Below are 26934 nucleotides of genomic sequence, written 5' to 3'. Positions count from 1 at the left end.
GCCCCGGCCTCGCGGGCCCCCCCCCCCCCCCCGGGGGGCCCCCCCCCCGCGGGCGCGCCCCCCCCCGGGGGGGGCCCCGGGCGCGACGTCGTGTCGGGCGCAGACGGGGTGCCCCATCGGCACTAGACCGAGCGCAGCACGGCGACGACCTTGCCCACGATCTGGGCATGGTCGCCGACGATGGGTTCGAAGGCGCTGTTGCGGGGGAGCAGCCAGGTGTGGCCGTCTCGCTGACGGAACACCTTGACGGTCGCCTCGTCGTCGAGCATGGCGGCGACGATGTCGCCGTTCTCGGCGTCCTGCTGCTGGCGGACGACGACCCAGTCGCCGTCGCAGATGGCCGCGTCGATCATCGAGTCGCCGACCACGCGCAGCATGAACAGCTCGCCCTTGCCCACGAGCTGACGCGGCAGGGGCATGACGTCCTCGATCTGCTGCTCGGCCGTGATGGGGATGCCGGCCGCGATGCGCCCGACCATGGGCACGTGCGCGGTGTCTCCGTCGTCGCTCGTCGTGAAGACGGTGGCCGGGGCGGGGGTCGGCGCCACGTCGTCCACGAGCACCTCGAGTGCGCGCGGCCGGTTCGGGTCGCGTCGGATGCGTCCGGCCAGTTCGAGCTGGTTGAGCTGGTGCGTCACGCTCGAGAGCGACTTCAAGCCGACGGCGTCCCCGATCTCGCGCATGCTCGGCGGGTAACCGCGGTGACCGATGCTCTCGGTGATGGCCGCGAGGATCGTCGACTGCTTGGCCGTCAACTCCTTGCGGGGGAGGAGACCGGACTCAGCCCGACGGGTCGCGTCGGGGGCCGCCTGCGGGGTGCGCTTCGGGTCGCTCATGGGTCTCCTGCCGTCGATGTCGGTGGTCCCTGTTTGACTCCTACCACCGATCGAAACCGTATCCGATCGGGCGGTGTCGACAAAACACATGTTCGAGTGTGTCGCGTCTTTCCCTCCCGATCGAGCCCGAGTACCGGGTCCAGATCCCGTGCCAGGGGTTGATCGCCGTCGAAATCGAATGTATGTTCGGAACACGTCTTCGTGTCCGGCATTCCCGGCCGAGTGCCGGGCACGAACTCGTCCCCTGTCTTCCCACGCTGAAAGGACCACCTCATGAGCGTCACCTCATCTCCCGCAGTTGTGTCCCCCGCCGACTCTCCCCGGGTCGTACGGTCGCGCCTCCGCATCACGCGGCGCGGTCGCGCGGTCGTCGCGGCGCTCGTGGCGGTCCCGGCGGTCGTCGTCGCCGGCGCGCTGGTGATCAACGGCGGCGGGGCGGTCGCGTCCGACACGACCGGCTCCTCCGACTTCCAGCACGTCACGGTCGACGGCGGCGAGACCCTGTGGCAGGTCGCCTCCGAGATCGCCCCGAGCTCGGACCCCCGCGACGTCATCGCCGACCTCGTCTCGCTCAACAACCTGCCCAGCGCCGAGGTCTCCGCCGGGCAGAGCCTCGCGGTGCCGACGCAGTACACCCGCTGACCCCGAGGTCCGGGCGGCAGGCCGTCGCCGCGACCGTGTATTCCCCCGACCCGGGCGGGCTGGCATCGGACCGACCGCCCGTACGATGGTGGGGTGTCCTTCAGTCTCGACGACCTGCCCATCCGTGACGACCTGCGTGGTCTGACGCCCTACGGCGCCCCGCAGAAGAAGGTCCCGGTCGCCCTCAACGTCAACGAGAACACGCATCCCATCCCCGAGGACGTCGCCCGAGACATCGTCGAAGCGATGGCCCGAGCGGTGCTCGACGTGAACCGCTACCCCGACCGCGAGTTCACCACCCTGCGCGATTCCCTCGCCACGTACCTGGGGCACGGCTTGACCCGGGACAACATCTGGGCCGCGAACGGGTCGAACGAGGTCATCCAGCAGCTGCTCCAGGCCTTCGGCGGTCCGGGTCGCTCGGTGCTGGGCTTCCCGCCGACCTACTCCATGCACTCGATCATCACCGCGGGCACGGGCAGCCGGTGGGTCGAGGGTCGTCGAGACGAGGGCTTCGGCATCTCGCCCGGGACGGCCGTCGCCGAGATCGAGCGGATCCGGCCCGACATCGTCTTCTTCTGCGGTCCCAACAACCCCACCGGGACTCCGCTCGACCTGGCGACCATCGAGGCCGCCTACGAGGCCACCGACGGCATCGTCTTCGTGGACGAGGCCTACGCCGAGTTCATGCCGACCGGCCAGCCGACGGCCCTGACCCTCCTCGAGGGGCGTGAGCGACTCGTCGTCTCACGGACGATGAGCAAGGCCTTCGCCTTCGCCGGCGCCCGGGTGGGCTACCTGGCCGCGCACCCGGCGGTGACGGACGCGCTCCGTCTCGTGCGCCTCCCGTACCACCTGTCGTCCTTGACCCAGGCGGCGGCCGTGGCGGCTCTCTCGCACGCGTCCGAGATGCTGGCCATGGTGGACGACATCAAGACGCAGCGCGACCGCATCGTCGACGTGCTGACCGAGCTCGGCTACGAGCCGTGGCCGACCTGGTCGAACTTCGTCCTCTTCGGCGGGGTCGACGATCCGGCCGACGTGTTCGAGCGTCTGCTCGAGCGGGGCATCATCGTCCGAGACCTGGGCATCCCGAACCACCTGCGGGTCAGCGCGGGCACCGAGGCCGAGACCACGGCGTTCCTCGAGGCGCTCCGCGACATTAGGCTCTCTTCGTGACCGAGACGACCCGCGCCGCCCGTACCGCCTCCCTCTCGCGCGAGACGAGCGAGTCGAGCATCACGCTCGCCCTCGACCTCGACGGCTCGGGCCGGTCGACGATCGACTCCTCGGTGCCGTTCTTCGACCACCTCCTGACGGCCCTGTCGAAGCACTCGCTGATCGACCTCGACGTCTCGGCCCGGGGCGACACACACATCGACGTGCACCACACGGTCGAGGACATCGGCATCACGTTCGGCACGGCGCTGAAGCAGGCGCTCGGCGACAAGTCCGGCATCTCACGGTACGGCGACGCGCTCGTCCCGCTCGACGAGGCGCTCGTGCAAGCGGTGGTCGACGTGTCGGGTCGGCCGTACCTCGTCCACGCCGGAGAGCCCGAGGGGTTCGAGTACCACCTCATCGGCGGCCACTTCACCGGTTCGATGGTCCGGCACGTGTTCGAGGCCATCACCTTCCACGCCGGCATCACGGTGCACGTCCGCGTGCTGGGGGGTCGCGACCCGCACCACATCGCCGAGGCCGAGTTCAAGGCGTTCGCCCGGGCACTCCGTCAGGCCGTCCAGCCCGATCCGCGCGTCAGCGGCATCCCGTCGACGAAGGGCGCCCTGTGACGGCGGCTCGTCCGTCGGTCGTCGTCCTCGACTACGGCAGCGGCAACGTCCACTCGGCCGTGAAGGCGCTCGAACTGGCGGGTGCCGACGTGCTGCTGACGGCCGACCGTGCTCGGGTGCAGGCGGCGGACGGGTTGTTCGTGCCCGGTGTCGGGGCGTTCTCGGCGGTCATGAGCCAGCTCGAGTCCGTCAGCGGCGGAGACCTGATCGATCGTCGGCTCGCCGGCGGTCGCCCGGTGATGGGCATCTGCGTCGGCATGCAGGTCTTCTTCGAAGGCGGTGTCGAGCGGGGCAACACGACGGGCGGCCTGGGCGCCTGGCCCGGCGTCGTCGACGAGCTCAAGGCCGACGTCCTGCCGCACATGGGCTGGAACACCGTGGACGTGCCCGAGGGCAGCGTGCTGTTCGACGGCGTCGCCGACGAGCGCTTCTACTTCGTCCACTCCTTCGCGGCACAGGAGTGGTCGCTCGACGTGATCCGACCCTTCACCGAGCCGCACGTGACGTGGGCCGACCACGGCGGACGCTTCGTCGCCGCCGTCGAGAACGGCCCGTTGTGGGCCACGCAGTTCCACCCCGAGAAGTCGGGGCAGCCGGGCATCCGGCTGCTCTCGAACTGGCTCGGCACCCTCTGACCCCGACGCGACCCACCCGATCGCGCCTCCTGACCCTGCGGTGCCCCGGCCCCGTGAGAGAGACGACATGAGCGAGTTCTGCACGACCCCCGCCCTGACCCTGTTCCCCGCCGTCGACGTGGCGGGCGGGCAGGCCGTCCGCCTCACCCAGGGCGAGGCCGGCAGCGAGACGAGCTACGGCGACCCCGTCTCGGCCGCCGACGACTGGGCGAGCCAGGGCGCCGAATGGTTGCACCTGGTCGACCTCGACGCCGCCTTCGGGCGCGGGGACAACCGTGCCGTCATCAAGAAGGTCATCAAGCAGGTGAAGGGCGTCAACGTCGAGCTCAGCGGCGGCATCCGCGACGACAAGTCGCTCGAGGACGCGCTGAGCACCGGCGTCAAGCGCATCAACCTCGGCACAGCGGCCCTCGAGAACCCCGAGTGGGCCGCCCACGTCATCGCCGAGTACGGCGAGGCGGTGGCGGTCGGCCTCGACGTCCGCGGCACGACCCTCGCGGCGCGTGGCTGGACGGAAGAGGGCGGCGACCTCTGGACCGTGCTGGCCCGCCTCGAGGAGGCCGGCTGCGCACGCTACGTCGTCACGGACGTCACCAAGGACGGCACGCTGCAGGGGCCGAACGTCGACCTGCTGCGTCAAGTGATGGACCGCACCGACCGTCCGGTCATCGCGTCCGGCGGCATCTCGAGCCTCGACGACCTCGTCGCCCTGCGTGAGCTCGTGCCCCAGGGCCTCGAGGGCGCCATCGTCGGCAAGGCGCTCTACTCGGGTGCCTTCACGCTCGCCGCGGCCCTCGACGTCGCCTCGAACTGATGACCGCTGCTCCGGAGGACCGGGGGAACGCGCGACACGGGTCGACGGCCGGCGACGGTGCGGCCCGCGACGGTGCGCCCGGCGTCCCCGAGCACGGCGACTCCGGGCACGGCGCCGACAGCGCAGGGCGTCCCTGGGCGGGGCGCACGTTCGAGCACCACGACACGGCGCACGCGGGCGACGACGGATCGGCCGACCCGCGCCTCCTGGACGCCCTCCTCGGTTTCCGCGAGGGACGGCTCGGCGAGGCCGACGTCGTCGACGCCCTCCGCCCGGCCCGTCTGCTCGTGCCGTTGGTCGCCGTGGCCGGTGACGAGGGGCTCGACGACCACGGGCGCCGCGTCGACAAGACGCAGGAGCTGTCGATCGTGACGGTCTCCGGCCCGGACGGCCGCGACGTGCTGCCCGCCTTCACCTCGGTCGAGACCCTGACCCGCTGGCGTGCAGCCGCACGTCCCGTGCCGGTGGACGCCCGGCGCGTGGCGCTGGCGGCCGCCTCCGAGTCGACCGACCGGATCGTGCTCGACCCTGGGTCGATCACCGAGTTCGGGCTGCGACGCCCGGCCGTCTGGGCGGTCGCGCGAGACCTGCCGTGGACGCCGAGCCACCACGACGAACGCGTCCTCGGCGCGTTCCTCGACGCGTCGCGCGGCGAGGAGGCGCTGGTCAGCCTGGTGGTCGCGCCCGGTTACCGGGACGCCCGCCTCGGCGCCCCCGAGATCGTGGTGCAGCTGGGGGTCGTCCCCGGGCTCGACCGTGACGCCCTCGCCGCGATGCTCGGGCGCCTGCAGGCCGCGTGGGCCGCCGACCCGGTGATCGTCGACCGGGTCGACAGCATGTCGGTCAAGGTGGTCGCGGGCTGAGGCCGCCGGGCCCCGGAGGGCGTGCGTCGGTGGGTCCGGTCAGTTGACCGGGCCGGTGTACTTCTCGCCGGGCCCCTGGCCGACGGCGTCGGGGATCGCCGAGGCCTCGCGGAAGGCGAGCTGCAACGAACGGAGCCCGTCGCGCAGTGCGCGGGCGTGCTGGTCGCCGATCTCGGGTGCGCTTGCCGTGACGAGGCCCGCGAGCGAGGTGATGAGCTTGCGCGCCTCGTCGAGGTCGGTCTGGGCCTGCGGGTCGTCCGCGAGGCCGACCTTGACGGCGGCGGCGCTCATCAGGTGGACGCAGACCGTGTTGATGACCTCGACGGCGTTCACGTCCGCGATGTCGCGGGCGGCGTCCTCGCCGAACCGCAGGTCGTCCTCGAACCGGGACGCACCGGGGGCCGCCTCGGGGGTCGTCTGCGACACGGAGTCGCCGAAGCGGGCGTCGGGTGTGGGTGCGTCGTCGGGGGAGTGGCTCACGAACTGATCCTCTGCTAAACTCGTCCAGGCTCGGAGCGTCTGCTCCGTGCGAAAGTGGAGATTCTCCCACCCGCGCTTGACCGTTACACAAGGTTACCGGGTTGTTGGCACCCCGTTCGATCAGCACCATCGCCCCTCCTGCTCCTCGTCAGAGGCAGTGGGTGGGCACCGGTCGAGCAGCCAGGGTGCAGTGCGATGCGTCCCTGGTGACGACCGCACGAACCTCCTCTTTCTCTGGCCAGGCCGTCCGGCCCCGCCAGGTGCAGAAGAAACGACAGAGGAGTTCCGCATCAGCGATCCCCGTACGAACGACCGCATCCGCGTCCCCGAGGTCCGCCTCGTCGGGCCCGGCGGAGAACAGGTCGGTGTCGTCCCCATCGCCATGGCCCTGCGTCTCGCCGCAGAGGCCGAGCTCGACCTGGTCGAGGTGGCCCCCAACTCGAAGCCTCCCGTGGCCAAGATCATGGATCACGGAAAGTTCAAGTACGAGGCCGCGCAGAAGGCGAAGGAAGCGCGTCGAAACCAGGCGAACACGATCCTCAAAGAGGTCCGTTTCCGTCTGAAGATCGACAAGCACGACTACGAGACCAAGCGCAAGCGCGCCGAGGGCTTCCTCCAGGGCGGTGACAAGGTCAAGGCCATGATCCTGTTCCGTGGCCGCGAGCAGTCGCGTCCCGACCAGGGCGTCCGCCTGTTGCAGCGCTTCGCCGAAGACGTCGCCGAGTTCGGCAGCGTCGAGTCGACCCCGACCATCGACGGCCGCAACATGGTCATGGTGATCGGTCCGCACAAGAACAAGTCCGAGGCGAAGGCCGAGGCCGAGGCTCGCAAGGCGGCCAACAAGGCGCCGAAGCACCCGACGTCCGACGAGGTCCCGGCCGACGCACCGGCCGACCGACCGACAGAAGAAAGCAAGTAAGACATGCCCAAGCAGAAGACCCACTCCGGCGCCAAGAAGCGCTTCAAGGTCACCGGTTCCGGCAAGATCATGAAGCAGCAGGCCGGCATGCGCCACAACCTCGAGGTGAAGAGTGCCAAGCGCAAGGCCCGCCTGAACCAGGACCAGGTGCTCGCGCCCGCCGACGCCAAGGTCGCCAAGAAGCTTCTCGGTCACTGACCGCAGACACGAACGTAGAGGAACAAGAAAATGGCAAGAGTCAAGAGAGCGGTCAACGCCGCCAAGAAGCGTCGCGTCATCCTCGAGCGCGCCGAGGGTTACCGCGGCCAGCGTTCGCGCCTGTACCGCAAGGCCAAAGAGCAGGTCACCCACTCGCTCGTCTACTCGTACCGTGACCGCCGTGCTCGCAAGGGCGAGTTCCGTCGTCTGTGGATCCAGCGCATCAACGCCGCGTCGCGTGCGAACGGCCTGACCTACAACCGCCTGATCCAGGGTCTGTCCCTGGCCGGCGTCGAGGTCGACCGTCGCATCCTCGCCGAGCTGGCCGTCAACGAGCCCGCCACGTTCGCGTCGCTCGTCGCCACCGCGAAGGCCGCGCTGCCCGCCGACACCTCGGCCCCCAAGGTCGCCGCGTAGTCGCACCCGCACCACACCTCGAGGCCCGACGGCCGTCACCGCTCCGGTGTCGCCGTCGGGCTTCGTGCGTCCCCACGCCTCCCGGCCGCGTGCGGCATCATGGACGGGTGCCCCACGACTCCCTGCTCGACAACCCCCGTTCGCCTCGAGTCCGGGCGGTGGCCAAGCTCTCGAAGCGCGACGCCCGCACCGAGACCCGCACCTTCCTGCTCGAGGGGCCGCAGTCGGTCGGTGAGGCCCTCGCCTACCGCCCCGAGCTGATCGTCGAGCTGTTCGGCACCCCGACCGCCCTCGAGCGGTACCCCGCCGTCGCGTCCGCCGCCGAGGCCGAGGGCATCGACGTGCAGTTCGTCACCGAGCCGGTGCTCGAGGCCATGGCCGACACCGTGACGCCCCAGGGCATCGTCGCCGTCTGCCGGCAGTTCCCCACGTCCGTCAAGGACGTCTTCGCCGCGGACCCGAGGCTCGTCGTCATCCTCGAGGAGGTCCGCGACCCGGGCAACGCGGGCACCATCATCCGGGCCGCCGACGCCGCCGGTGCCGACGCCGTCATCATGACCGGCCGCAGCGTCGACCTGTACAACCCCAAGGTCGTCCGGTCCACGACGGGCTCGCTGTTCCACGTGCCGGTCGCCGTGGGCGTCGAGCTGCCGGCGATCGTCGACCGGTGCCGCGAGGTCGGCCTGCAGGTCCTCGCCGCCGACGTCAAGGGCGACGACCTGCTCGCCGCCCGCGTCGCGGGCGTCCTCGCGGCGCCGACGGCGTGGCTGTTCGGCAACGAGGCCAGGGGCCTCACCGACGTCGACCTCGGGCGCGCCGACCGCGCCCTGGTGGTGCCCGTCTACGGTCACGCCGAATCGATGAACCTCGCCACGGCGGCCTCGGTGTGCCTCTACGAGAGCGCTTTCGCCCACCGCAGCTAGCGCCTCCTCGGTCCCCGGGAGGCGCGGGTCGGGTCGGACGGGGACGTCACGACCGAACACGTCGTTTCGTTTTCATTAAGAATCGACTGTGAATTTGACCCCGACCTGGGGGTCTGTTTGTGTGGGCGCATGGAACCCCTCGTCGTGGTCGACCACGTCAACAAGCACTTCGGTGACCTGCACGTCCTGAAAGACATCACCACGACGGTGGGCCGGGGCGAGGTGGTCGTGGTCATCGGGCCGAGCGGCTCGGGCAAGTCGACCCTCTGCCGGGCCATCAACCGCCTCGAGACCATCGACGACGGCGTCATCACCATCGACGGGACGCGTCTGCCCGAAGAGGGTGCCGGCCTGGCGCGGCTCCGCGCCGACGTGGGCATGGTGTTCCAGAGCTTCAACCTCTTCTCGCACAAGACCGTCCTCGAGAACGTCATGCTGGGCCAGCTCAAGGTGCGCAAGCGGAGCAAGGCCGAGGCCCGAGAGCGTGCGATGCAGTTGCTCGAGCGGGTCGGCGTGGCGAACCAGGCCGACAAGATGCCGTCTCAGCTCTCGGGTGGTCAGCAGCAGCGCGTGGCGATCGCCCGTGCCCTCGCGATGGACCCCAAGGTGATGTTGCTCGACGAGCCGACGAGCGCACTCGACCCCGAGATGATCACCGAGGTCCTCGACGTCATGGTGCAGCTCGCGAAGGACGGCATGACGATGATCGTCGTCACCCACGAGATGGGCTTCGCCCGCAAGGCCGCCGACCGCGTCGTCTTCATGGCGGACGGCCAGATCGTCGAAGAGGCCACGCCCGAGGAGTTCTTCACCGCTCCCCGGTCGACCCGCGCACAGGACTTCCTGGCGAAGATCCTCACGCACTGAGCCGGGCCGCGGACGCCGTCGCGTCCGCCGTCCGCCACCGGCGCCCGACGCGCCGGCCCCCGACACCCGATCGCCGTCCGGCGTCCGGGCCACCCAGCAAGGAGATCAGAATGCGACTCAGCAAGGGATTCGTCGCCGTAGCCGCAGCAGCCGCCGTGGTCCTCGGCCTCTCGGCCTGCACCGACTCGTCGGCCCCGGCCGTCGACGTCGAGACGCCGGCCGACTTCGCCGAAGGCAGCACCATGGCCCGGCTCGCCGACGCCGGTGAGATCACCATCGGCACCAAGTTCGACCAGCCCCTCTTCGGCCTCGCGAACCCGGACGGCGTGCCCGAGGGCTTCGACGCCGAGATCGGCAAGCTCGTCGCGGCGAAGCTGGGCATCCAGCCCGAGAACATCACCTGGACCGAGACGGTGTCGGCGAACCGCGAACCGTTCATCCAGAACGGCCAGGTCGACCTCGTCATCGCGACCTACACGATCAACGACGATCGCAAGAAGGTCGTGTCGTTCGCCGGCCCGTACTACACGGCGGGTCAGGACCTGCTCGTGCTCGACGGCAACCCCGAGGGCATCGAGTCCGCGGACGACCTCGCCGGCAAGAAGGTCTGCACGGTCAGCGGCTCGACCAGCGAGAAGAACGTCGCGGCCTACACCACCGACATCCTCGCGACCGACACGTACTCCAACTGCCTCGAGCCCCTCCGCACCGGTGCGGTCTCGGCCGTGACGACCGACAACGTCATCCTGGCCGGCCTCGCCGACCAGAACGAGGGCGAGTTCGAGGTCGTCGGCGAACCCTTCACCGAGGAGCCCTACGGCATCGGCCTGGCGCTCGACGACACCGACTTCCGCATGTTCGTCAACGACACGCTGCAGGAGGCCGAGGACGACGGCACCTGGGACGAGCTGTGGGAGAAGACCGCGGGCAAGGTGCTCGACACCCCGACGCCGCCCACGATCGACCGCTACTGACACCGCGCGGGCACCCGGGGCGTCCTGCCCCGGGTGCCCGTGTCCTGCCCCGACCGAAGGACCCCGTTGAACCCCTTGGACGTCATCCCCGGCTTCGACGCCGTGACCGACAACTGGCCCCGTTTCTGGGGCGGCTTCGTCACGACGCTGCAGCTGCTCGTTCTGTCGGGCCTCGGCGCCCTCGTGATCGGCTTCGTCGTGGCCGCGCTGCGCATCTCGCCCGTGGCCTCGTTCCGCACCTTCGCGACGGTCTACACCGAGGCGCTCCGCAACGTCCCGCTGACGCTCGTGCTCTTCTTCTGCGCCTTCGTCCTGCCCTACCTCGGCGTCGACTTCGGCACGTACTTCCCGCTGGCCGTGCTCGGGCTGACGGCCTACACCTCGCCGTTCGTGGCCGAGGCGATCCGCTCGGGGATCAACGGCGTGCCCGTGGGTCAGGCGGAGGCCGCACGCAGCATCGGGCTGGGCTTCGGTCAGACCCTCGGCCACGTCGTGCTGCCGCAGGCCATGCGCATGGTCGTCCCACCCCTCATCAACGTCTTCATCGCCCTGACCAAGAACACCTCCGTCGCGGGCGGCTTCTTCGTCGGCGAACTCTTCGCCGCCGGCCGGTACATCGCCAACGACCGCGGTGACGCCGTCATCACGACGCTGCTCGCCGTGGCGTTCTTCTACCTGCTCGTCACCATCACGCTCGGCCGCCTGGCCGCCGTGGTCGAGAAGAAGGTCGCAGTCCTCCGATGAGCACCTCCGTCCTCTACGACGCCCCCGGCCCCAAGGCCCGCCGCACGTCGCGCATCATCTCGGTGGTCGGCGTCGTGCTCGTGCTGGCGCTCGTCGCCTACCTGGCGTACCTCCTCGGGCGCCCCCGCATCAGCGCGAACGGCGCGGAGACACCCGGCGTCTTCGACTCGTCCCGGTGGGACATCCTGCAGGACCTCGCCCTGTGGCGTGCCATCGGCCGCGGGTGGCTCGGCACCGTCCAGGCCGCCGCCCTCGCGTCGGTCCTCGCCGTCGTCATCGGCATCCTGTTCTCGTTCCTCCGCACGGCCCGCTCGGCACTCGTCCGCGTGCCGACGACGATCGTCCTCGAGTTCTTCCGGGGCATGCCCGTGCTGCTGATGATGCTGTTCATCCTGTTGGTCTTCTCGACCGGGGCGTTCTGGGCCGTCGTGGCCGCGCTGGCGATCTACAACGGTGCCCTGATCGGCGAGGCCCTGCGGGCGGGCATCGCCTCGCTGCCGAAGGGGCAGCGTGAGGCGGGCCTGGCCATCGGGCTCACGCCGATCCGCACGAGGTTCGCGATCGAGTTCCCCCAGGCCTTCCGCCAGATGCTGCCGATCATCCTCGCCCAGCTCGTCGTCCTGCTCAAGGACACCTCGCTCGGCTACATCGTGGGCTACCTCGAACTCACCCGGGTCGGCCTCAACCAGCTGGGGTCGTACTACGGCAGCCGGTACACCTTCACCCTGTTCGCCGTCGTGCTCGTCGTCTACCTCGCGACGAACCTCCTGCTCTCGTGGGTCGTCCGCATCGTCGACCGGCGCACGGGCCGTCGCGCCGTCGTCGCGAAGCGTCCGGGCGCACCGAAGGACCCCGGCATGTCCGCCCGCGGTGGCCGCTTCGAGTCCGACCACGTGTCGGGCCGCGCGACCTGACCCGGCCCGCCTCCTCGTCCCCGGCCCGCGCCTCCTCGTCTTCCCCGACCAGGAGGCGCGGGTCGCCTTCGCAAGATCGCTAAGCTTGGTTCTCGTGTCAGACTCCGTTCCCCTCACCGAAGACGCCGTCGCGTCGGCGGTCGACGCCGCCCTCGCGGCGATCGCCACGGCCGCGACCGTCGCCGAGCTCAAGACCGCGCGTGCGCAGCACGTCGGCGAGGCCTCGGTGCTGGCGCGCCTGAACGCCGGCCTGCGCGACCTGCCGAACGACCAGAAGGCCGCGGCGGGCAAACTCGTGGGCCAGGCCAGGGGTCGCGTCGGCCAGGCCGTCGCCACGCGTGAGGCCGAACTGGCCGTGGTCGAGGAGAACGCCCGGCTCGAGGCCGAGACCGTCGACGTCACGGCCCTGCCGTCGCGTCGTCGCGCCGGGGCCCGTCATCCCCTGGCGCTGCTGCAGGAGCGCATGGCCGACCTGTTCGTCGGCATGGGGTGGGAGGTCAACGAGGGCCCCGAGCTCGAGCACGAGTGGTTCAACTTCGACGCCCTGAACTTCGACGCCGACCACCCGGCGCGGGCCATGCAGGACACATTCTTCGTCGACCCCGTCGACCGTCACCTGGTGCTGCGCACGCACACGTCGCCGGTGCAGATCCGCACGCTCCTGTCGAGAGAGCTGCCGGTCTACAACGTCGCCCTCGGCCGGGTGTTCCGCACCGACGAGCTCGACGCGACGCACACGCCCGTCTTCACCCAGCTCGAGGGCATCGCCGTCGACGAGGGGCTGACCATGGCCCACCTGCGCGGCACGCTCGAACACCTCGCGCGCTCGATGTTCGGCGCCGAGGCGCAGATCCGCCTGCGTCCCAACTACTTCCCCTTCACCGAGCCCAGCGCCGAGATGGACGTCTGGCAGCCGAACGCCAAGGGCGGCGCGCGGTGGGTCGAGTGGGGCGGTTGCGGCATGGTCAACCCGAACGTGCTGCGCGCGGCGGGCATCGACCCCGAGCGCTACCAGGGATTCGCCTTCGGCATGGGCATCGAGCGCACACTGCAGTTCCGCAACGACCTGAACGACATGCGCGACATGGTCGAGGGCGACGTCAGGTTCAGCGAGCAGTTCGGGATGGTGGTCTGATGCGGGTTCCGCTGAGTTGGCTGGGCGAGTTCGTCGACCTGCCGGGTGACGTGTCGCTCGAGGGCGTCCACGCCGCCCTCGTGTCGGTCGGGTTCGAAGAAGAGGACGTGCACGTCGGCGACGTGACCGGCCCTCTCGTGGTCGGGCAGGTGCTCGAGTTCACGCCCGAGCCGCAGAAGAACGGCAAGACCATCAACTGGTGCCAGGTCGCCGTGGGGCCGAACGCGGCGACCGAGCCCGACGACGTCCGCGGCATCGTCTGCGGTGCCCACAACTTCGTCGTCGGTGACAAGGTCGTCGTGTCGTTGCCCGGCGCCGTGCTGCCCGGCCCCTTCCCGATCGCCGCGCGCAAGACCTACGGGCACGTGTCCGACGGCATGATCGCCTCGACCCGAGAACTCGGCCTCGGCGACGAGCACGACGGCATCCTCGTGTTGTCGTCGCTCGGCCTCGACCCCGAGGTCGGCACGGACGCCATCGCACTGCTCGGACTCGACGAGGCGGCGGTCGAGATCAACGTGACGCCCGACCGCGGCTACGCCTTCAGCATCCGCGGGGTCGCCCGCGAGTACTCGCACGCGACCGGTGCGACCTTCCGCGACCCGGCGTCGCTCGTGTCGCCCACCCCGTCGACGGGGTTCTCTGTCGTCGTCGACGACCAGGCGCCGGTGCGAGACCGCGTGGGCGTCCAGACCTTCACCACCAAGGTGGTCCGCGGCATCGACGCGACGCGTCCCACGCCGCCGTGGCTGGCCTCGCGCCTCCGCCTGGCGGGCGTCCGCAGCATCTCGCTGCCGGTCGACGTCACGAACTACGTCATGTTCGAGCTCGGCCAGCCCATCCACGGCTACGACCTCCACAAGGTCAGCGGGGGGCTCTCGGTCCGCCGGGCGGCACCGGGCGAACGCCTCGAGACCCTCGACGGTCAGGTGCGCGACCTGCACCCCGAAGACCTCGTGATCGCCGACGAGTCGGGTGCCGTCGGCCTGGCGGGCGTCATGGGCGGTGCCTCGACCGAGATCGGCGAGGGCACGACCGACGTCCTGATCGAGGCCGCGACCTTCGACCCGACCTCCGTCGCTCGAACCGCGCGTCGACACAAGCTGCCCAGCGAGGCGTCCAAGCGCTTCGAGCGCGGCGTCGACCCCCAGGTCGCCGAGGCGGCCGCCCAGCGCGTCGTCGACCTGCTCGTCGAGCTCGCCGGCGGGACGGCCGACACGCTCGGGTCCCGGTGGGACGCGTCCTCGACGCCCGAGACGATCACCCTGCCGGTCCACCGGCCGGCGAGCCTCATGGGCGTCGACTACACCGACGACGAGGTGTCCGCAGCCCTGTCGGCGATCGGTGCGCGCGTCGAGCGTGCCGGCGACGACTGGCTCGTCACCCCGCCGACCTGGCGCACCGACCTCGTCGACCCGGCGTCGCTCGTCGAAGAGGTCGCCCGCATCACGGGCTACGACCGCATCCCCTCGGTGTTGCCCGTCGCCCCCGCCGGGCGCGGCCTCAGCCGCGACCAGCAGTTGCGTCGACAGGTGTCGAACGGGCTGGCCGCGTCCGGCTCGACCGAGGTCGCCGCGTACCCGTTCGTCTCGTCGGCCCAGAACGCCGCCTTCGGTTCGGCCGACGGCACGGCGTCGCCTGCTATCCGACTCGCGAACCCGCTCGACTCGTCGGCGCCCGAGTTGCGCCGCTCGCTCGTGCCCGGCCTGCTCGACATCGCGCGCCGCAACGTCGGGCGCGGCCTGGTCGACCTCTCCCTGTTCGAGGTGGGCACCGTCTTCCTGCCGTCCGAGGGCGTCACCTACGGCAGCGACGAGGTGCCGTTCGGGGCCGCTCGTCCCGACGACGCCACGCTGGTCGCCCTTGCCGAGGCCCTGCCTCCCCAGCCGCGACACCTCGGTCTCCTCGCTGTGGGCACGACGATCGACCGCGCACCGGGCCAGCCCGCCGTCGCGGCTTCGCTCGCCGACGTGCTCGACGCCGTGCGCGTCGCGGCTGCCTCCGTGGCCGCCGACGTCTCGTTCCGGCAGGCTCGACACGTGTCGCTGCATCCCGGTCGCACGGCCGAGGTCCTGGTCGGCGACGAGGTCGTGGGCATCGCCGGTGAACTGCTGCCGAGCGTCGCGTCCGACCTCGACCTGCCCCGCGTGGTGGCCGTGGCCGAGCTCGACCTCGACCGTCTGCTCTCCCTCGCCGCGGTCGAACCGTCCACCTCCGCCCTGTCGTCCTATCCTGCGGCGACGCAGGACCTCTCTCTCGTGGTGGGCGTCGACGTCCCCGCGGGCGACGTCCTCGCCGCGGTCCGCGACGGCGCCGGCCCCCTGCTCGAGAGTGCCCGACTGGTCGACGACTACCGGGGTGCCGGGTTGCCCGACGCGTCGAAGTCGCTCACCTTCGCCCTCCGCTTCCGGGCCGACGACCGCACCCTCACGGCGGCCGAGGCCTCGGAGGCCAAGTCCGGCTCCGTCCGCCTGGCCGGCGAGCGATTCGGGGCGGCGCTCCGCGACTGACACTCGCCCGGCGCCGCCGCCCCTGATCCCAGGCCGATTCGAACATTAGGGTGGACGCATGCCTTTCTCCGTTGCCGTGGCCGGCGCGAGTGGTTACGCCGGTGGTGAGCTGTTGCGCTTGCTGGCCGAGCATCCCGACTTCGAGGTGCAGACCGTCACCGCGTTCCAGAACGCCGGTCAGCGACTCCTCTCGGTGCAGCCGCACCTGCGCTCCCTCGCGCACCTGACCCTGGTCGAGACGACGCCCGAGGCCCTCGCCGGCCACGACGTCGTGTTCCTCGCGTTGCCCCACGGCAAGTCGGGGGCGATCACCGCGCAGCTGCCCGACGACACGCTCGTCGTCGACTGCGGTGCCGACCACCGGCTCACCGACGAGTCCGCCTGGCAGACCTTCTACGGCGGCGAGTTCTTCGGCGCCTGGTCGTACGGCCTGCCCGAGCTGGTCCTCGGCGACGCACCCGGACGCCAGCGTGACGCCCTCGTCGGCACCAAGCGCATCGCGGTGCCCGGCTGCAACGTGACGGCCGTCACCCTGGGGCTGGCTCCCGGCGTCCAGGCCGGAGTGGTCGAGACCGCCGACATCGTCACCGTGCTGGCCGTCGGCCCGTCCGGGGCGGGCAAGGCGCTCAAGACCCACCTGTTGGCGAGCGAGCTGATGGGCTCGGCGTCCGCCTACGGCGTGGGCGGCAGCCACCGGCACGTCCCCGAGATTCAGCAGAACCTCCGCGTCGCCGGGGCGACCGAGGTGAACGTCTCGTTCACGCCCGTGCTCGTCCCGATGTCGCGCGGCATCCTCGCCACGACCACGGCGCGCCTCGCCCCGGGCGTCTCGGCCGGCGACGTCCGGTCCGCCTGGCAGCAGGCCTACGCGAACGAGCCGTTCGTGCACCTCCTGCCCGAGGGCGAGTTCCCCCGCACGGCGGACACCCTCGGGGCGAACACCGCGCTCATCGGCCTCGCCGTCGACGAGGCCGCCGACCGCGTCGTCGTCGTCAGCGCCATCGACAACCTCGTCAAGGGCACCGCGGGCGCCGCGATCCAGTCCGCGAACATCGCCCTCGGCCTGCCCGAGACCACCGGCCTCGGCCAGAACGGAGTCGCCCCGTGAGCGTCACCGCAGCAGCCGGCTTCGAGGCCTCGGGCGTCGTCGCCGGCCTCAAGAGCACCGGAGCCCCCGACGTCGCCCTGGTCGTCAACCGGGGCCGCAGCACCGCCGCCGCCGCCGTCTTCACGAGCAACCGGGCGAAGGCCAATCCCGTCCTCTGGTCGCAGCAGGTCGTCGCCGACGGTCGCGTCGACGCCGTCGTCCTCAATTCCGGAGGCGCGAACTGCTTCACCGGGGCCTTCGGCTTCCAGACGACCCACTCCACGGCCGAGACCGTGGCCCAGGCCCTCGACCTGTCGGCCACGGACGTCCTCGTCTGTTCCACGGGGCTGATCGGAGTCGGCGGCCAGCGGTTCCGCGACAAGGTCCTGGCCGGGTCCACCGCGGCGGCTGCGGCGTTGTCGGCCGACGGCGGTCTCGACGCGGCCACGGCCATCATGACGACCGACACCAAGCCGAAACAGGCCGTCGTGTCCGGCGACGGCTGGGTGGTCGGCGGGATGGCCAAGGGCGCCGGCATGCTCGCGCCGGGGCTCGCCACGATGCTCGTCGTGCTGACGACCGACGCGGACGTCGATCCGGTGGGCCTCGACGCCGCGCTCCGCGAGGCGACCCGGGTCACGTTCGACCGTCTCGACTCCGACGGCTGCATGTCGACCAACGACACCGTCGTGCTGCTGGCCAGCGCCGAGTCCGGTGTCGCGCCTCCTTCCGGCGACTTCGCCGCGGCGGTCACGGCGCTCTGCGCCGACCTCGCCGAGCAGCTCCAGGCGGACGCCGAGGGCGCGTCGCACGACATCCGCATCGAGATCGTCGGGGCGGCGTCGGACGACGACGCCGTCGAGGTCGGTCGGTCCATCGCCCGGAACGCCCTGTTCAAGGCGGCCGTCTTCGGCAACGACCCCAACTGGGGTCGCGTGCTGGCGGCGATCGGCACCACCTCGGCCGAGTTCGACCCCTACGACGTCGACGTGACCATCAACGGCGTCCGGGTGTGCCATGCCGGTGCCCCCGACCGGCCGAGCGACGAGGTGGACCTCACCCCGCGGGCGGTCCACGTCCTCGTCGACCTGAAGACGGGCCCTGTCGAGGCGACGATCCTGACGAACGACCTCACGCATGACTACGTGCACGAGAACAGCGCGTACTCCAGCTGATGGGCGTCCACACGAACACGGGCGCCACGGCTGCCGACGAGCAGGAGCTGGCCGCGGTCAAGGCCTCGACGCTGATCGAGTCCCTGCCCTGGCTCAAGCGCTTCTCGGGCAAGGTGGTCGTCGTCAAGTTCGGCGGCAACGCCATGGTCGACGACGCCCTCAAGCAGGCGTTCGCCGAAGACATGGTCTACCTCCGCTACGCGGGGCTGCACCCGGTCGTCGTCCACGGCGGCGGGCCGCAGATCTCGGCGGCGCTGGACGCAGCCGGCATCGAGAGCGAGTTCCGCGGTGGCTACCGGTACACCTCGACCGAGGCGATCTCCGTCGTCCGCGACGTCCTGGCCGGCGAGGTGAACCGCGAGATCGTCGAGTTGATCAACGAGCACGGTGACCTGGCCCGCGGTGTCTCGGGCGAGGGCTCGACGTTGTTCGAGGGGCGCAAGCGCGGCGTCGTCGTCGACGGTGAGACCTTCGACCTGGGCCACGTGGGTGACGTCACGCACGTCGACCCCTCCTCGGTGCTGGCCGAGATCGCGGCGGGGCGCATCCCCGTCGTCTCGTCGATCGCGACCAACCGGGTCGACCCCGAGCACGCCCTGAACGTCAACGCCGACGCCGCGGCGGGCGCGTTGGCCATCGCCCTCGGCGCGGCCAAGCTCGTCGTGCTGACCGACGTCGCCGGGCTCTACGCCGATTGGCCGAACCGGGACTCGCTCGTCGAGGCCATCACGGTCTCGGCCCTGACCGACATGCTGCCGACCCTCGAGTCGGGCATGATCCCCAAGATGCGCGCCTGCCTCGACTCGGTCGTCGGCGGCGTGGGCGGGGCGACCATCATCGACGGTCGCATCCCGCACTCCATCCTCCTCGAGGTGTTCACCCAGCGCGGGTCGGGCACCGAGGTGGTCCCCGACGACAGGGCGGCCTCGACCGGCGCGCCCGTCGTCACCTCGTTCGGCGCCCCCGCCGGCGAGCCCGTCACCACCCGGGGCGCAACCCCGGGCGGCCCTGCCGCGAGCGGCACCGACACGAAAGGACAGTCGTGACCATGATCCAGACCCAAGGCGGTACCTGGCAGCGCCGATTCGGCGACTCGATGATGCGCTCGCTGTCCACGCCCAAGGTGATGCTCGACCGGGGCGAGGGCTGCCAGGTCTGGGACGTCGACGGCAAGCGCTACCTCGACTTCCTGGCCGGCATCGCGGTGAACGCCCTCGGGCACGCCCACCCGGTGCTCGTCGAGGCGCTGAGCGAGCAGGCGAGCAAGCTGATCCACGTCTCGAACTACTTCGCAACGGCCCCCCAGGTCGAGCTCGCCGAACGGTTGACCCGCATCAGCGGCGCCGGCGAGCGGGGGCGCGTCTACTTCGGCAACAGCGGGGCCGAGGCCAACGAGGCCGCGGTCAAGCTGGCCCGCCTCAACCGCGGCGACGGTTCGCGCACGCGCATCCTCGCCCTGCAGAACTCGTTCCACGGCCGCACGATGGGCTCGCTCGCGTTGACCGGCAAGCCCGCGCTGCGTGAGCCCTTTGAGCCGATGATGCCCGGGGTGGAGCACATCGACACGACGATCGAGGCCCTCGAAGCGGCCCTCGACGACACGGTCGCGGCACTGTTCGTCGAGCCGATCAAGGGCGAGGCCGGCGTCGTCGACCTGCCCGACGGCTACCTCGAGCGGGCGCGAGAACTGACCACCCGACACGGTGCCCTCCTGATCCTCGACGAGATCCAGACCGGCATCGGCCGGACCGGCTCGTGGTTCGCGTTCCAGCAGCACGACCTCGTCCCCGACGCCATCACGGTGGCCAAGGGCATCGCCGGGGGAGTCCCGATCGGTGCGCTCATCACCTTCGGTGACGCGTCCGACCTGTTCGAGGCCGGGCAGCACGGCAGCACCTTCGGGGGCAACCCGCTCGCCACCGCCGCGGCTAACGCCGTGCTCGGAGAGATCGAGGCGAGCCAGCTCGTGCTCAACGCGATCGTCCGAGGTGACCAGCTGCGGGCGGCCGTCGAGGCGATCGGTTCGCCCCTCGTCGGCGAGGTCCGGGGCGCCGGACTCCTGATCGGCCTGGGCCTGACCCAGCCCGTGGCGGCACGGATCGCGGCCGACGCCCTCGAGGCCGGCCTCATCGTCAACGCACCGAACGACTCGAGCATCCGTCTCGCGCCTCCGCTAATCGTCGGCGACGACGAGATCGCCGAGTTCATCCAGATCATGACCACCGTCCTGAAAGGCCTCGAATGACCCGCCACTTCCTCCGGGACGACGACCTGACGACGGCCGAGCAGCTCGAGGTCCTCGACCTCGCCGACGAGCTCAAGCGCGACCGCTGGTCGCAGCGGCCGCTGGCCGGCCCGCAGACCGTCGCCGTCATCTTCGACAAGTCGTCGACGCGCACCCGGGTGTCGTTCGCCGTCGGCATCGCCGACCTCGGCGGCAGCCCGCTGATCATCGCCACGGCGAACAGCCAGCTCGGCGGCAAGGAGACGCCGTCCGACACGGCCCGCGTGCTCGAGCGCATGGTCTCCGCCATCGTCTGGCGCACCTACGCGCAGTCCGGCCTCGAAGAGATGGCGGCGGGGACGACCGTCCCCGTCGTCAACGCCCTGAGCGACGACTTCCACCCGTGCCAGTTGCTGGCCGACCTGCAGACCATCCGCGAGAAGAAGGGCACGCTCACCGGGCTCACGGTCGCGTTCGTCGGCGACGGCCGCTGCAACATGGGCCAGTCCTACCTGCTCGCGGGCGCCACCGCGGGCATGCACGTCCGCATCGGCGCACCCGAGGGTTTCCTGCCCGACCCGACCGTGGTGGCCGACGCCGAGGCGATCGCGGCCCGGACGGGCGGCTCGGTGCTCGTCACGACCGACGCCGTCGAGGCGGTCACCGGCGTCGACGTCGTCGTGACCGACACCTGGGTGTCGATGGGCAAAGAGGACGAGAAGGACGAGCGCGTCGCCGTCTTCGGGTCGTTCAAGGTCGACCAGGCGCTGATGGCCCGGGCCGACGCGGACGCGATCTTCTTGCACTGCCTCCCCGCCGACCGCGGGTACGAGGTCACGGCCGACGTCATCGACGGCCCCACCAGCGTCATCTGGGACGAGGCCGAGAACCGGCTGCACGCCCAGAAGGCGCTGCTCACCTGGCTGCTGGCCCGCTGAGCGCACCCACCACCACACACTCGTAGACACACCCACACCACACAAGGAGAACCATGGCGGAACGCGTCGTCCTCGCATACTCAGGAGGCCTCGACACCTCGGTCGGCATCGGCTGGTTGGCCGACGCCACCGGCAAGGAGGTCGTCGCCCTGGCCGTCGACGTCGGACAGGGCGGAGAGGACATGGAGGACATCCGTCAACGCGCCCTCGACTGCGGCGCCGTCGAGTCCGTCGTCGTCGACGCCAAGGAGGAGTTCGGCACGGACTACCTGATGCCGGCACTCAAGGCCAACGCGCTGTACCAGAAGACCTACCCGCTGGTCTCGGCCCTCAGCCGCCCGCTGATCGCACGTCACCTGGCGTCGGTCGCGAAAGAGCTGGGTGCGAACAGCGTCGCGCACGGCTGCACCGGCAAGGGCAACGACCAGGTCCGCTTCGAGGCGGCCGTCGCGGCCCTGGCCCCCGACCTCACGAGCATCGCCCCCGTCCGCGACCTCGCCCTCACGCGTGACAAGGCGATCGTCTACGCGGAAGAGCACGCCCTCCCGATCCGTCAGAGCGCGAAGAACCCCTACTCGATCGACAAGAACGTCTGGGGCCGCGCGGTCGAGACCGGCTTCCTCGAGGACCCCTGGAACGCCCCGATCGAGGACCTGTACGAGTACACGCAGGACCCGGCCGTCGTCCGTGACGCCGACGAGGTCGTCATCACGTTCGAGGCCGGCGTGCCGACCGCGATCGACGGCGTGGCGTTCACCCCCCTCGGCATCGTCGAGCGCATGAACGAGCTGGCCGGCAAGCACGGCGTCGGCCGCATCGACGTCGTCGAGGACCGCCTGGTCGGCATCAAGAGCCGTGAGGTCTACGAGGCGCCCGGCGCGATGGCCCTGATCGCCGCGCACGAGGCGCTCGAGGCCCTGACCATCGAGCGCGACCTCGGCCGCTACAAGCGCGGGGTCGAGGCCGAGTGGTCGAACCTCGTCTACGACGGCCTCTGGTTCTCGGGTCTCAAGCGCTCGCTCGACGTCTTCATCGACGACACCCAGAAGTACGTGTCGGGCGAGATCCGCCTCAAGCTGCAGGGTGGTCGCGCCGTCGTCACCGGCCAGAGGAGCGACGCGAGCCTCTACGACTTCGACCTCGCGACCTACGACACGGGCGACACCTTCGACCAGTCGCTGTCGAAGGGATTCATCGAGATCTGGTCGCTGCCGAGCAAGATCTCGGCTCGTCGCGACCTGGCCCACGGGGCGTGACCGGCGAGAACGGGGCCGGTGACGGGCCCGGCGGCAACCAGCGCGCAGGCGAGGCGGGCGCCCTCTGGGGCGGCCGCTTCGCCTCCGGGCCGTCCGCCGAGCTCGCGGCGCTGAGCAAGTCCACGCAGTTCGACTGGCAGCTCGCCTCGTACGACATCGCCGGGTCCCGGGCGCACGCCCGGGCCCTCGCGGCGGCGGGCTACCTCGACGCGGCCGAGCTCGACGCGATGGTGGCGGCGCTCGACCGTCTCGAGTCGGACGTGCTCGACGGCACCTTCACCGCGTCCGAATCCGACGAGGACGTTCACTCCGCCCTCGAGCGGGGTCTCATCGGCATCGCCGGCCCCGACCTCGGAGGCAAGCTGCGGGCGGGCCGCAGCCGCAACGACCAGATCGCCACCCTCGTGCGCCTGTACCTGCGCGACCACGCCCGAGTCATCGGCCGGCACGTCGTCGACCTGGTCGACGCCGTCGCGGGCCAGGCGACCGCCCACCCGACGGCCGTCATGCCCGGTCGGACGCACCTCCAGCACGCCCAGCCGGTCCTGTTGGCGCACCACCTCCTGGCCCACGCCTGGCCCCTGGTCCGCGACCTCGAGCGCCTGCGCGACTGGTCACGCCGAGCCGGCGCGTCGCCCTACGGTGCGGGTGCCCTCGCCGGCAGCTCGCTGGGTCTCGACCCGCTGTCGGTCGCGACCGAACTGGGGTTCGACCGCACGACCGAGAACTCGATCGACGCGACGGCCAGTCGTGACGTCGTGTCCGAGTTCGCGTTCGTGACGGCCTCGATCGGCATCGACCTCTCGCGCCTCGCCGAGGAGATCATCCTCTGGAACACCCGCGAGTTCGGCTTCGTCCGGCTGCACGACGCCTTCTCGACCGGGTCGAGCATCATGCCGCAGAAGAAGAACCCCGACATCGCCGAGCTGGCACGCGGCAAGTCCGGTCGACTGATCGGCAACCTGACGGGTCTGCTGGCGACCCTCAAGGGGCTGCCGCTGGCGTACAACCGCGACCTGCAAGAGGACAAAGAACCGGTCTTCGACTCGGTGAGCCAGCTCGAGGTGCTGCTGCCGGCCTTCACGGGCATGGTGGCGACGCTCGACTTCGACGAAGGCCGCATGGCCGAGCTGGCCCCGCAGGGGTTCTCGCTCGCGACCGACGTCGCCGAGTGGCTGGTCCGTCAGGGTGTGGCCTTCCGCGACGCGCACGAGATCAGCGGCGAGCTGGTGAGGTTCTGCGAGCAGCACGACCTCGAGCTGCACGAGCCCACCGACGAGCAGTACCGGGCGATCTCGCCGCACCTGACCGGCGAGATCCGACCGGTCCTGACGGTCGAGGGGTCCATCGCGAGTCGCCGCGGCGCCGGCGGGACGGCTCCCGAACGGGTGGCCGAGCAGCTCGCGCAACTGACCGAGCAGATGCGACACCTCGTCCAGGCCCTCGACCCGGTGGCGGCGTGAGCGCTCGCCGCCCCGGGGCAGGCGACGACCGGCCGACCCGTGCCTGGGTCGTGCCGGTCGTCGTCGCCCTCGCCGTGGCGGTCCTCGTGGCCGTCGTGGTGATCACGCTCGCCAGCGGGCAACGATTCTTCTGAGCGGCGCGGGCACGGGGGAGCGGTGAGCGCGACGTCCGCCGACGACAGCCTCGCGAGGCTGCTGGCCGAGCCGGCGCTGGAGGTCGCGCCGCGCCTCCTCGGCTCGGTCTTCTGGTCCGGGCGGGTCGGGGTCCGCCTGACCGAGGTCGAGGCGTACCACGGCCAGGGTCAGGACCCCGGCTCGCACGCGCACCGCGGTCGTTCGGCGCGCAACGGCAGCATGTTCGAGGACGCCGGCACCCTCTACGTGTACCTGTCGTACGGCATCCACCGATGCGTCAACATCGTGTGCGGTCCCGAGGGGTACGCATCCGGTGTCCTCCTGAGGGCGGGTGAGGTCGTGGCCGGCCTCGACGAGGCACGGAGCCGTCGGACGACGTCACGATCGCCGGCCGACCTCGCCCGTGGGCCCGGTCGGCTCGGCTCCGCCCTCGGCGTCGAGCTCGGCGACGACGGCTCGCGCCTCGTCGACGACGCCCCCGGTCAGGAGGCGCGGTTCCGGCTGCGACTCCCGTCCGCACCGGTCGGCCCCGTCGCCGCCGGCCCCCGCGTCGGTGTGTCGGGTCACGCCGGCGGCGACGCCTTCCCCTGGCGGTTCTCGCTCGAGGGCGACCCGACGGTCTCGCCCTACCGGGCAGCGGTGTCCCGCCGACGCGGTGGGGCGTGACGAGGGGGACCGCGGCCGCTGGTAGCGTGTCGCGCGTGACCAGTGAAACGACCGCCGACGTGCTGGCCGCCCAGAGCAACGACCCGTCGTTCGACGACGTGTGGGACGAGTTGCAGTGGCGCGGCCTGGTGCACGTCTCGACCGACGCCGACGCACTGAAGACCTTGCTCGCGGGCGACCCGATCACGTACTACTGCGGATTCGACCCGACGGCGCCGAGCCTCCACCTCGGCAACCTCGTGCAGTTGCTCACGATGCGCCGCCTGCAGCTCGCCGGTCACCGGCCGCTCGGCCTCGTGGGCGGTTCGACCGGTCTCATCGGTGATCCACGACCCACCGCCGAGCGGGTGCTCAAGACGCCCGAGCAGACCGCCGAGTGGGTCGACCGCATCCGCGTGCACGTCGAGAAGTTTCTCTCGCCCGACGGTGACAACGGCCTCCGCGTGGTCAACAACCTGGACTGGACGTCACCGCTCAGCGCCATCGAGTTCCTGCGCGACATCGGCAAGAACTTCCGCGTCGGCACGATGCTCAAGAAGGACGCCGTGGCCGCCCGGCTGAACTCGGACGCCGGCATCAGCTACACCGAGTTCAGCTACCAGATCCTGCAGGGCCTCGACTTCCGCGAGCTCTACCGCAGCCACGGCTGCGTGCTCCAGACCGGCGGCAGCGACCAGTGGGGCAACCTCACGAGCGGCACCGAGCTCATCCGCCGCACCGAGGGCGTCTCGGTGCACGCCATCGGCACCCCGCTCATCACGAACACCGACGGCACGAAGTTCGGCAAGAGCGAGGGCAACGCCGTCTGGCTCGACGCCGAGCGGACCAGCCCCTACGCCATGTACCAGTTCTGGCTCAACACCGACGACGCCGACGTCGTCTCGCGGCTCAAGGTGTTCACGTTCCTCTCACGCGCCGAGATCGAGCGGCTCGCCACGGCCGTCGCCGACGAACCCTTCCGTCGGGAGGCGCAGCGCGCCTTGGCCTGGAACGTCACGTCCCTGGTCCACGGCACCGCGGCCACCCGTTCGGCCATCGACGCCGCCGCGGCCCTCTTCGGACAGGGCGACCTCGCCCTCCTGGACGGATCGACCCTGCGGAGCGCGATCGCCGAGTTGCCGGCCGCCACGGCCGATTCGTCGACCACGGTCGCGCAAGCCCTCGTGGACTCGGGTCTCGTCACGTCGCTCGGGGCGGCGCGTCGCGCCACCGCCGAGGGGGGCGTGTACGTGAACAACGCCAGGGTCGAGAACGGCGACGCCCTCGTGGCCGACTCGCAGTTGCCCGGGGGAGTCGTCGTGCTCCGGCGGGGCAAGAAGACGTTGGCCGGCGTGATCGTCCAGGTCTGAACCGGCAGCCGTCCGATCCGCTCGGAAGCCCGCATTCCTCGTCGAGGAGTGCGGGCTTTTTCTGCGTCAGGAGGGGCGGACGCCAACCGGATGCCCATGTTTCCGGGCCTCGCAACAGCGACACGCCCGGGATGCATGCAGATTTGGGGGTGGGGCCGACGGCCTGTGTAAAGTAATCCGAGTCAGCCCAAAGGTGCGGCGGAGCGGCCAGGACAGCGACCAGAGATGGTCCCGATCCGGAGCTCACCGGCCTCAAGTGGTGACATCCTCCCCGAGATCATGTCGTTTACGACGCGAGAATCGTGTGGTAGGGTTTCAAATCCATCCTCTGGTTCTTCCAGGCGCTGGTCTTCACGAGTTGAAGATCGGAAATCGAGTCGGTTTGACTTGGTCCACCAGGATGGTATGGTTCCACAGCAGCTTCGAGCGAAGGTCTTACACGGCCGGGTCTCGAGTGCGTTTGGTCCTTGAGAACTCAACAGCGTGCACATTGTCAAATGCCAAATTATACCCTGGCACTGCTTGTGGCTTCACCGTTTGGTGGGGTTGTGAGTGGTGTTTAGGTTTCTTTGAGATTGATGGACAACAACAATCGTCAGATTGTTTTGTTCTTTAGTCAGCATCAAATTCAGCAGTCATGGCCTATTCCGGTTGTGCTGTTTTTTCTTTTACGGAGAGTTTGATCCTGGCTCAGGACGAACGCTGGCGGCGTGCTTAACACATGCAAGTCGAACGATGAACTGGAGCTTGCTCCAGGGATTAGTGGCGAACGGGTGAGTAACACGTGAGTAACCTGCCCTTGACTCTGGGATAAGCGCTAGAAATGGCGTCTAATACCGGATACGAGCTTCAGCCGCATGGCTAGGAGTTGGAAAGAATTTTGGTCAAGGATGGACTCGCGGCCTATCAGCTAGTTGGTGAGGTAATGGCTCACCAAGGCGACGACGGGTAGCCGGCCTGAGAGGGTGACCGGCCAC

Annotated in this window: 28 protein-coding genes and 1 rRNA gene; 27 read left to right on the top strand and 2 right to left on the bottom strand. The window is 70.3% G+C overall.

The genetic code is table 11. From position 1 onward, the window contains the following. Positions 1–122: 122 nt before the first annotated feature. Positions 123–836 (bottom strand): transcriptional repressor LexA, encoded by a 714-nt coding sequence (gene lexA, locus ABID81_RS15480; protein WP_354595665.1) that lies wholly within the window; start codon positions 834–836, stop codon positions 123–125. A gap of 273 nt (positions 837–1109) precedes the next feature. Between lexA and ABID81_RS15475 the strand changes: the two genes are divergently transcribed. From ABID81_RS15475 to ABID81_RS15450, 6 genes are all read left to right on the top strand, one after another. Then, positions 1110–1478, top strand: a complete 369-nt coding sequence (locus ABID81_RS15475) for a hypothetical protein (RefSeq protein WP_354595664.1) — start codon at positions 1110–1112, stop codon at positions 1476–1478. 93 nt (positions 1479–1571) lie between these two features. Next, entirely contained in the window at positions 1572–2657 is a 1086-nt protein-coding gene (locus ABID81_RS15470; protein ID WP_354595663.1) for a histidinol-phosphate transaminase, read from the top strand. After that, on the top strand, positions 2654–3271 hold the full coding sequence (gene hisB, locus ABID81_RS15465; RefSeq protein WP_354595662.1) for an imidazoleglycerol-phosphate dehydratase HisB: 618 nt from the start codon (positions 2654–2656) through the stop codon (positions 3269–3271). The genes ABID81_RS15470 and hisB overlap by 4 nt, the downstream gene beginning before the upstream one ends. Continuing rightward, positions 3268–3906, top strand: a complete 639-nt coding sequence (gene hisH, locus ABID81_RS15460) for an imidazole glycerol phosphate synthase subunit HisH (protein WP_354595661.1) — start codon at positions 3268–3270, stop codon at positions 3904–3906. The genes hisB and hisH overlap by 4 nt, the downstream gene beginning before the upstream one ends. A 67-nt stretch (positions 3907–3973) precedes the next feature. Then, positions 3974–4720: a bifunctional 1-(5-phosphoribosyl)-5-((5-phosphoribosylamino)methylideneamino)imidazole-4-carboxamide isomerase/phosphoribosylanthranilate isomerase PriA gene (priA, locus tag ABID81_RS15455; RefSeq protein WP_354595660.1), complete on the top strand. Its 747-nt coding sequence runs from the start codon at positions 3974–3976 to the stop codon at positions 4718–4720. Continuing rightward, complete coding sequence (locus ABID81_RS15450) at positions 4720–5583, top strand: SseB family protein (protein ID WP_354595659.1); 864 nt, start codon at positions 4720–4722, stop codon at positions 5581–5583. Before priA ends, ABID81_RS15450 begins: the two co-directional genes overlap by 1 nt. A gap of 39 nt (positions 5584–5622) precedes the next feature. Here the strand turns inward: ABID81_RS15450 and ABID81_RS15445 are convergent, their stop codons facing one another. Then, complete coding sequence (locus tag ABID81_RS15445) at positions 5623–5955, bottom strand: DUF1844 domain-containing protein (protein WP_354595668.1); 333 nt, start codon at positions 5953–5955, stop codon at positions 5623–5625. Positions 5956–6352: 397 nt separating this feature from the next. On the opposite strand from ABID81_RS15445, the gene infC reads away from it, so the two are divergent. From infC to ABID81_RS15340, 21 genes are all read left to right on the top strand, one after another. After that, positions 6353–6982 carry a translation initiation factor IF-3 gene (infC, locus tag ABID81_RS15440; RefSeq protein WP_082486865.1) on the top strand — a complete coding sequence of 210 codons (630 nt, stop codon included), beginning with the start codon at positions 6353–6355 and terminating at the stop codon, positions 6980–6982. Between the two features lie 3 nt (positions 6983–6985). Then, complete coding sequence (gene rpmI, locus ABID81_RS15435; RefSeq protein ID WP_043596704.1) at positions 6986–7180, top strand: 50S ribosomal protein L35; 195 nt, start codon at positions 6986–6988, stop codon at positions 7178–7180. Between the two features lie 30 nt (positions 7181–7210). After that, the gene (gene rplT / locus ABID81_RS15430) at positions 7211–7597 is read left to right on the top strand and encodes a 50S ribosomal protein L20 (RefSeq protein ID WP_043596706.1); all 387 of its coding nucleotides are present in this window, start codon (positions 7211–7213) and stop codon (positions 7595–7597) included. A 122-nt stretch (positions 7598–7719) separates the two neighbouring features. Further along, a complete protein-coding gene (locus ABID81_RS15425) occupies positions 7720–8520 on the top strand; it encodes a TrmH family RNA methyltransferase (RefSeq protein WP_354595667.1) in 801 nt (266 codons plus the stop codon). Between the two features lie 129 nt (positions 8521–8649). After that, the gene (locus tag ABID81_RS15420) at positions 8650–9387 is read left to right on the top strand and encodes an amino acid ABC transporter ATP-binding protein (protein ID WP_354595658.1); all 738 of its coding nucleotides are present in this window, start codon (positions 8650–8652) and stop codon (positions 9385–9387) included. A gap of 110 nt (positions 9388–9497) precedes the next feature. Further along, the gene (locus ABID81_RS15415) at positions 9498–10361 is read left to right on the top strand and encodes a glutamate ABC transporter substrate-binding protein (protein ID WP_354595657.1); all 864 of its coding nucleotides are present in this window, start codon (positions 9498–9500) and stop codon (positions 10359–10361) included. Positions 10362–10436: 75 nt separating this feature from the next. Continuing rightward, positions 10437–11105 carry an amino acid ABC transporter permease gene (locus tag ABID81_RS15410; protein WP_354595666.1) on the top strand — a complete coding sequence of 223 codons (669 nt, stop codon included), beginning with the start codon at positions 10437–10439 and terminating at the stop codon, positions 11103–11105. Further along, positions 11102–12019: an amino acid ABC transporter permease gene (locus ABID81_RS15405; protein ID WP_354595656.1), complete on the top strand. Its 918-nt coding sequence runs from the start codon at positions 11102–11104 to the stop codon at positions 12017–12019. The genes ABID81_RS15410 and ABID81_RS15405 overlap by 4 nt, the downstream gene beginning before the upstream one ends. Positions 12020–12113: 94 nt before the next feature. Beyond that, positions 12114–13154 carry a phenylalanine--tRNA ligase subunit alpha gene (pheS, locus tag ABID81_RS15400; protein ID WP_354595655.1) on the top strand — a complete coding sequence of 347 codons (1041 nt, stop codon included), beginning with the start codon at positions 12114–12116 and terminating at the stop codon, positions 13152–13154. Beyond that, on the top strand, positions 13154–15664 hold the full coding sequence (pheT, locus tag ABID81_RS15395) for a phenylalanine--tRNA ligase subunit beta (protein WP_354595654.1): 2511 nt from the start codon (positions 13154–13156) through the stop codon (positions 15662–15664). Before pheS ends, pheT begins: the two co-directional genes overlap by 1 nt. Positions 15665–15722: 58 nt before the next feature. After that, complete coding sequence (gene argC, locus ABID81_RS15390) at positions 15723–16772, top strand: N-acetyl-gamma-glutamyl-phosphate reductase (protein ID WP_354595653.1); 1050 nt, start codon at positions 15723–15725, stop codon at positions 16770–16772. Beyond that, positions 16769–17926 (top strand): bifunctional glutamate N-acetyltransferase/amino-acid acetyltransferase ArgJ, encoded by a 1158-nt coding sequence (gene argJ / locus ABID81_RS15385; protein WP_354595652.1) that lies wholly within the window; start codon positions 16769–16771, stop codon positions 17924–17926. The genes argC and argJ overlap by 4 nt, the downstream gene beginning before the upstream one ends. Then, on the top strand, positions 17926–18972 hold the full coding sequence (gene argB / locus ABID81_RS15380; protein WP_354595651.1) for an acetylglutamate kinase: 1047 nt from the start codon (positions 17926–17928) through the stop codon (positions 18970–18972). Before argJ ends, argB begins: the two co-directional genes overlap by 1 nt. 2 nt (positions 18973–18974) lie before the next feature. Further along, positions 18975–20171, top strand: a complete 1197-nt coding sequence (locus ABID81_RS15375; RefSeq protein ID WP_354595650.1) for an acetylornithine transaminase — start codon at positions 18975–18977, stop codon at positions 20169–20171. Then, positions 20168–21088 carry an ornithine carbamoyltransferase gene (argF, locus tag ABID81_RS15370; RefSeq protein ID WP_354595649.1) on the top strand — a complete coding sequence of 307 codons (921 nt, stop codon included), beginning with the start codon at positions 20168–20170 and terminating at the stop codon, positions 21086–21088. Before ABID81_RS15375 ends, argF begins: the two co-directional genes overlap by 4 nt. Before the next feature lie 53 nt (positions 21089–21141). After that, positions 21142–22344 (top strand): argininosuccinate synthase, encoded by a 1203-nt coding sequence (locus tag ABID81_RS15365; protein ID WP_354595648.1) that lies wholly within the window; start codon positions 21142–21144, stop codon positions 22342–22344. Next, positions 22341–23807 (top strand): argininosuccinate lyase, encoded by a 1467-nt coding sequence (argH, locus tag ABID81_RS15360; RefSeq protein ID WP_354595647.1) that lies wholly within the window; start codon positions 22341–22343, stop codon positions 23805–23807. Before ABID81_RS15365 ends, argH begins: the two co-directional genes overlap by 4 nt. Continuing rightward, complete coding sequence (locus ABID81_RS15355) at positions 23804–23941, top strand: hypothetical protein (RefSeq protein ID WP_354595646.1); 138 nt, start codon at positions 23804–23806, stop codon at positions 23939–23941. The genes argH and ABID81_RS15355 overlap by 4 nt, the downstream gene beginning before the upstream one ends. Before the next feature lie 22 nt (positions 23942–23963). Next, positions 23964–24608 (top strand): DNA-3-methyladenine glycosylase, encoded by a 645-nt coding sequence (locus tag ABID81_RS15350; protein WP_354595645.1) that lies wholly within the window; start codon positions 23964–23966, stop codon positions 24606–24608. Between the two features lie 35 nt (positions 24609–24643). Next, positions 24644–25957: a tyrosine--tRNA ligase gene (gene tyrS, locus ABID81_RS15345; protein WP_354595644.1), complete on the top strand. Its 1314-nt coding sequence runs from the start codon at positions 24644–24646 to the stop codon at positions 25955–25957. A 667-nt stretch (positions 25958–26624) separates the two neighbouring features. Beyond that, a 16S ribosomal RNA gene (locus ABID81_RS15340) occupies positions 26625–26934 on the top strand; the annotation flags it as partial.

This window comes from Frigoribacterium sp. PvP054 (assembly GCF_040547465.1).
Taxonomy (GTDB): Bacteria; Actinomycetota; Actinomycetes; order Actinomycetales; family Microbacteriaceae; genus Frigoribacterium.
The sequence above is the reverse complement of the archived record's forward strand: the minus strand, read 5'-3'. Positions and strand labels throughout refer to the sequence as shown.

Bases quoted from the DNA above. Each gene is read 5' to 3' on its own strand.
- ABID81_RS15475 (WP_354595664.1), top strand. From the start codon at position 1,110: ATGAGCGTCACCTCATCTCCCGCAGTTGTGTCCCCCGCCGACTCTCCC.
- argC (WP_354595653.1), top strand. From the start codon at position 15,723: ATGCCTTTCTCCGTTGCCGTGGCCGGCGCGAGTGGTTACGCCGGTGGT.
- ABID81_RS15405 (WP_354595656.1), top strand. From the start codon at position 11,102: ATGAGCACCTCCGTCCTCTACGACGCCCCCGGCCCCAAGGCCCGCCGC.
- ABID81_RS15415 (WP_354595657.1), top strand. From the start codon at position 9,498: ATGCGACTCAGCAAGGGATTCGTCGCCGTAGCCGCAGCAGCCGCCGTG.
- ABID81_RS15375 (WP_354595650.1), top strand. From the start codon at position 18,975: ATGATCCAGACCCAAGGCGGTACCTGGCAGCGCCGATTCGGCGACTCG.
- argF (WP_354595649.1), top strand. From the start codon at position 20,168: ATGACCCGCCACTTCCTCCGGGACGACGACCTGACGACGGCCGAGCAG.
- priA (WP_354595660.1), top strand. From the start codon at position 3,974: ATGAGCGAGTTCTGCACGACCCCCGCCCTGACCCTGTTCCCCGCCGTC.
- argB (WP_354595651.1), top strand. From the start codon at position 17,926: ATGGGCGTCCACACGAACACGGGCGCCACGGCTGCCGACGAGCAGGAG.
- ABID81_RS15450 (WP_354595659.1), top strand. From the start codon at position 4,720: ATGACCGCTGCTCCGGAGGACCGGGGGAACGCGCGACACGGGTCGACG.
- ABID81_RS15420 (WP_354595658.1), top strand. From the start codon at position 8,650: ATGGAACCCCTCGTCGTGGTCGACCACGTCAACAAGCACTTCGGTGAC.
- lexA (WP_354595665.1), bottom strand. From the start codon at position 836: ATGAGCGACCCGAAGCGCACCCCGCAGGCGGCCCCCGACGCGACCCGT.
- rplT (WP_043596706.1), top strand. From the start codon at position 7,211: ATGGCAAGAGTCAAGAGAGCGGTCAACGCCGCCAAGAAGCGTCGCGTC.
- rpmI (WP_043596704.1), top strand. From the start codon at position 6,986: ATGCCCAAGCAGAAGACCCACTCCGGCGCCAAGAAGCGCTTCAAGGTC.
- ABID81_RS15365 (WP_354595648.1), top strand. From the start codon at position 21,142: ATGGCGGAACGCGTCGTCCTCGCATACTCAGGAGGCCTCGACACCTCG.
- pheT (WP_354595654.1), top strand. From the start codon at position 13,154: ATGCGGGTTCCGCTGAGTTGGCTGGGCGAGTTCGTCGACCTGCCGGGT.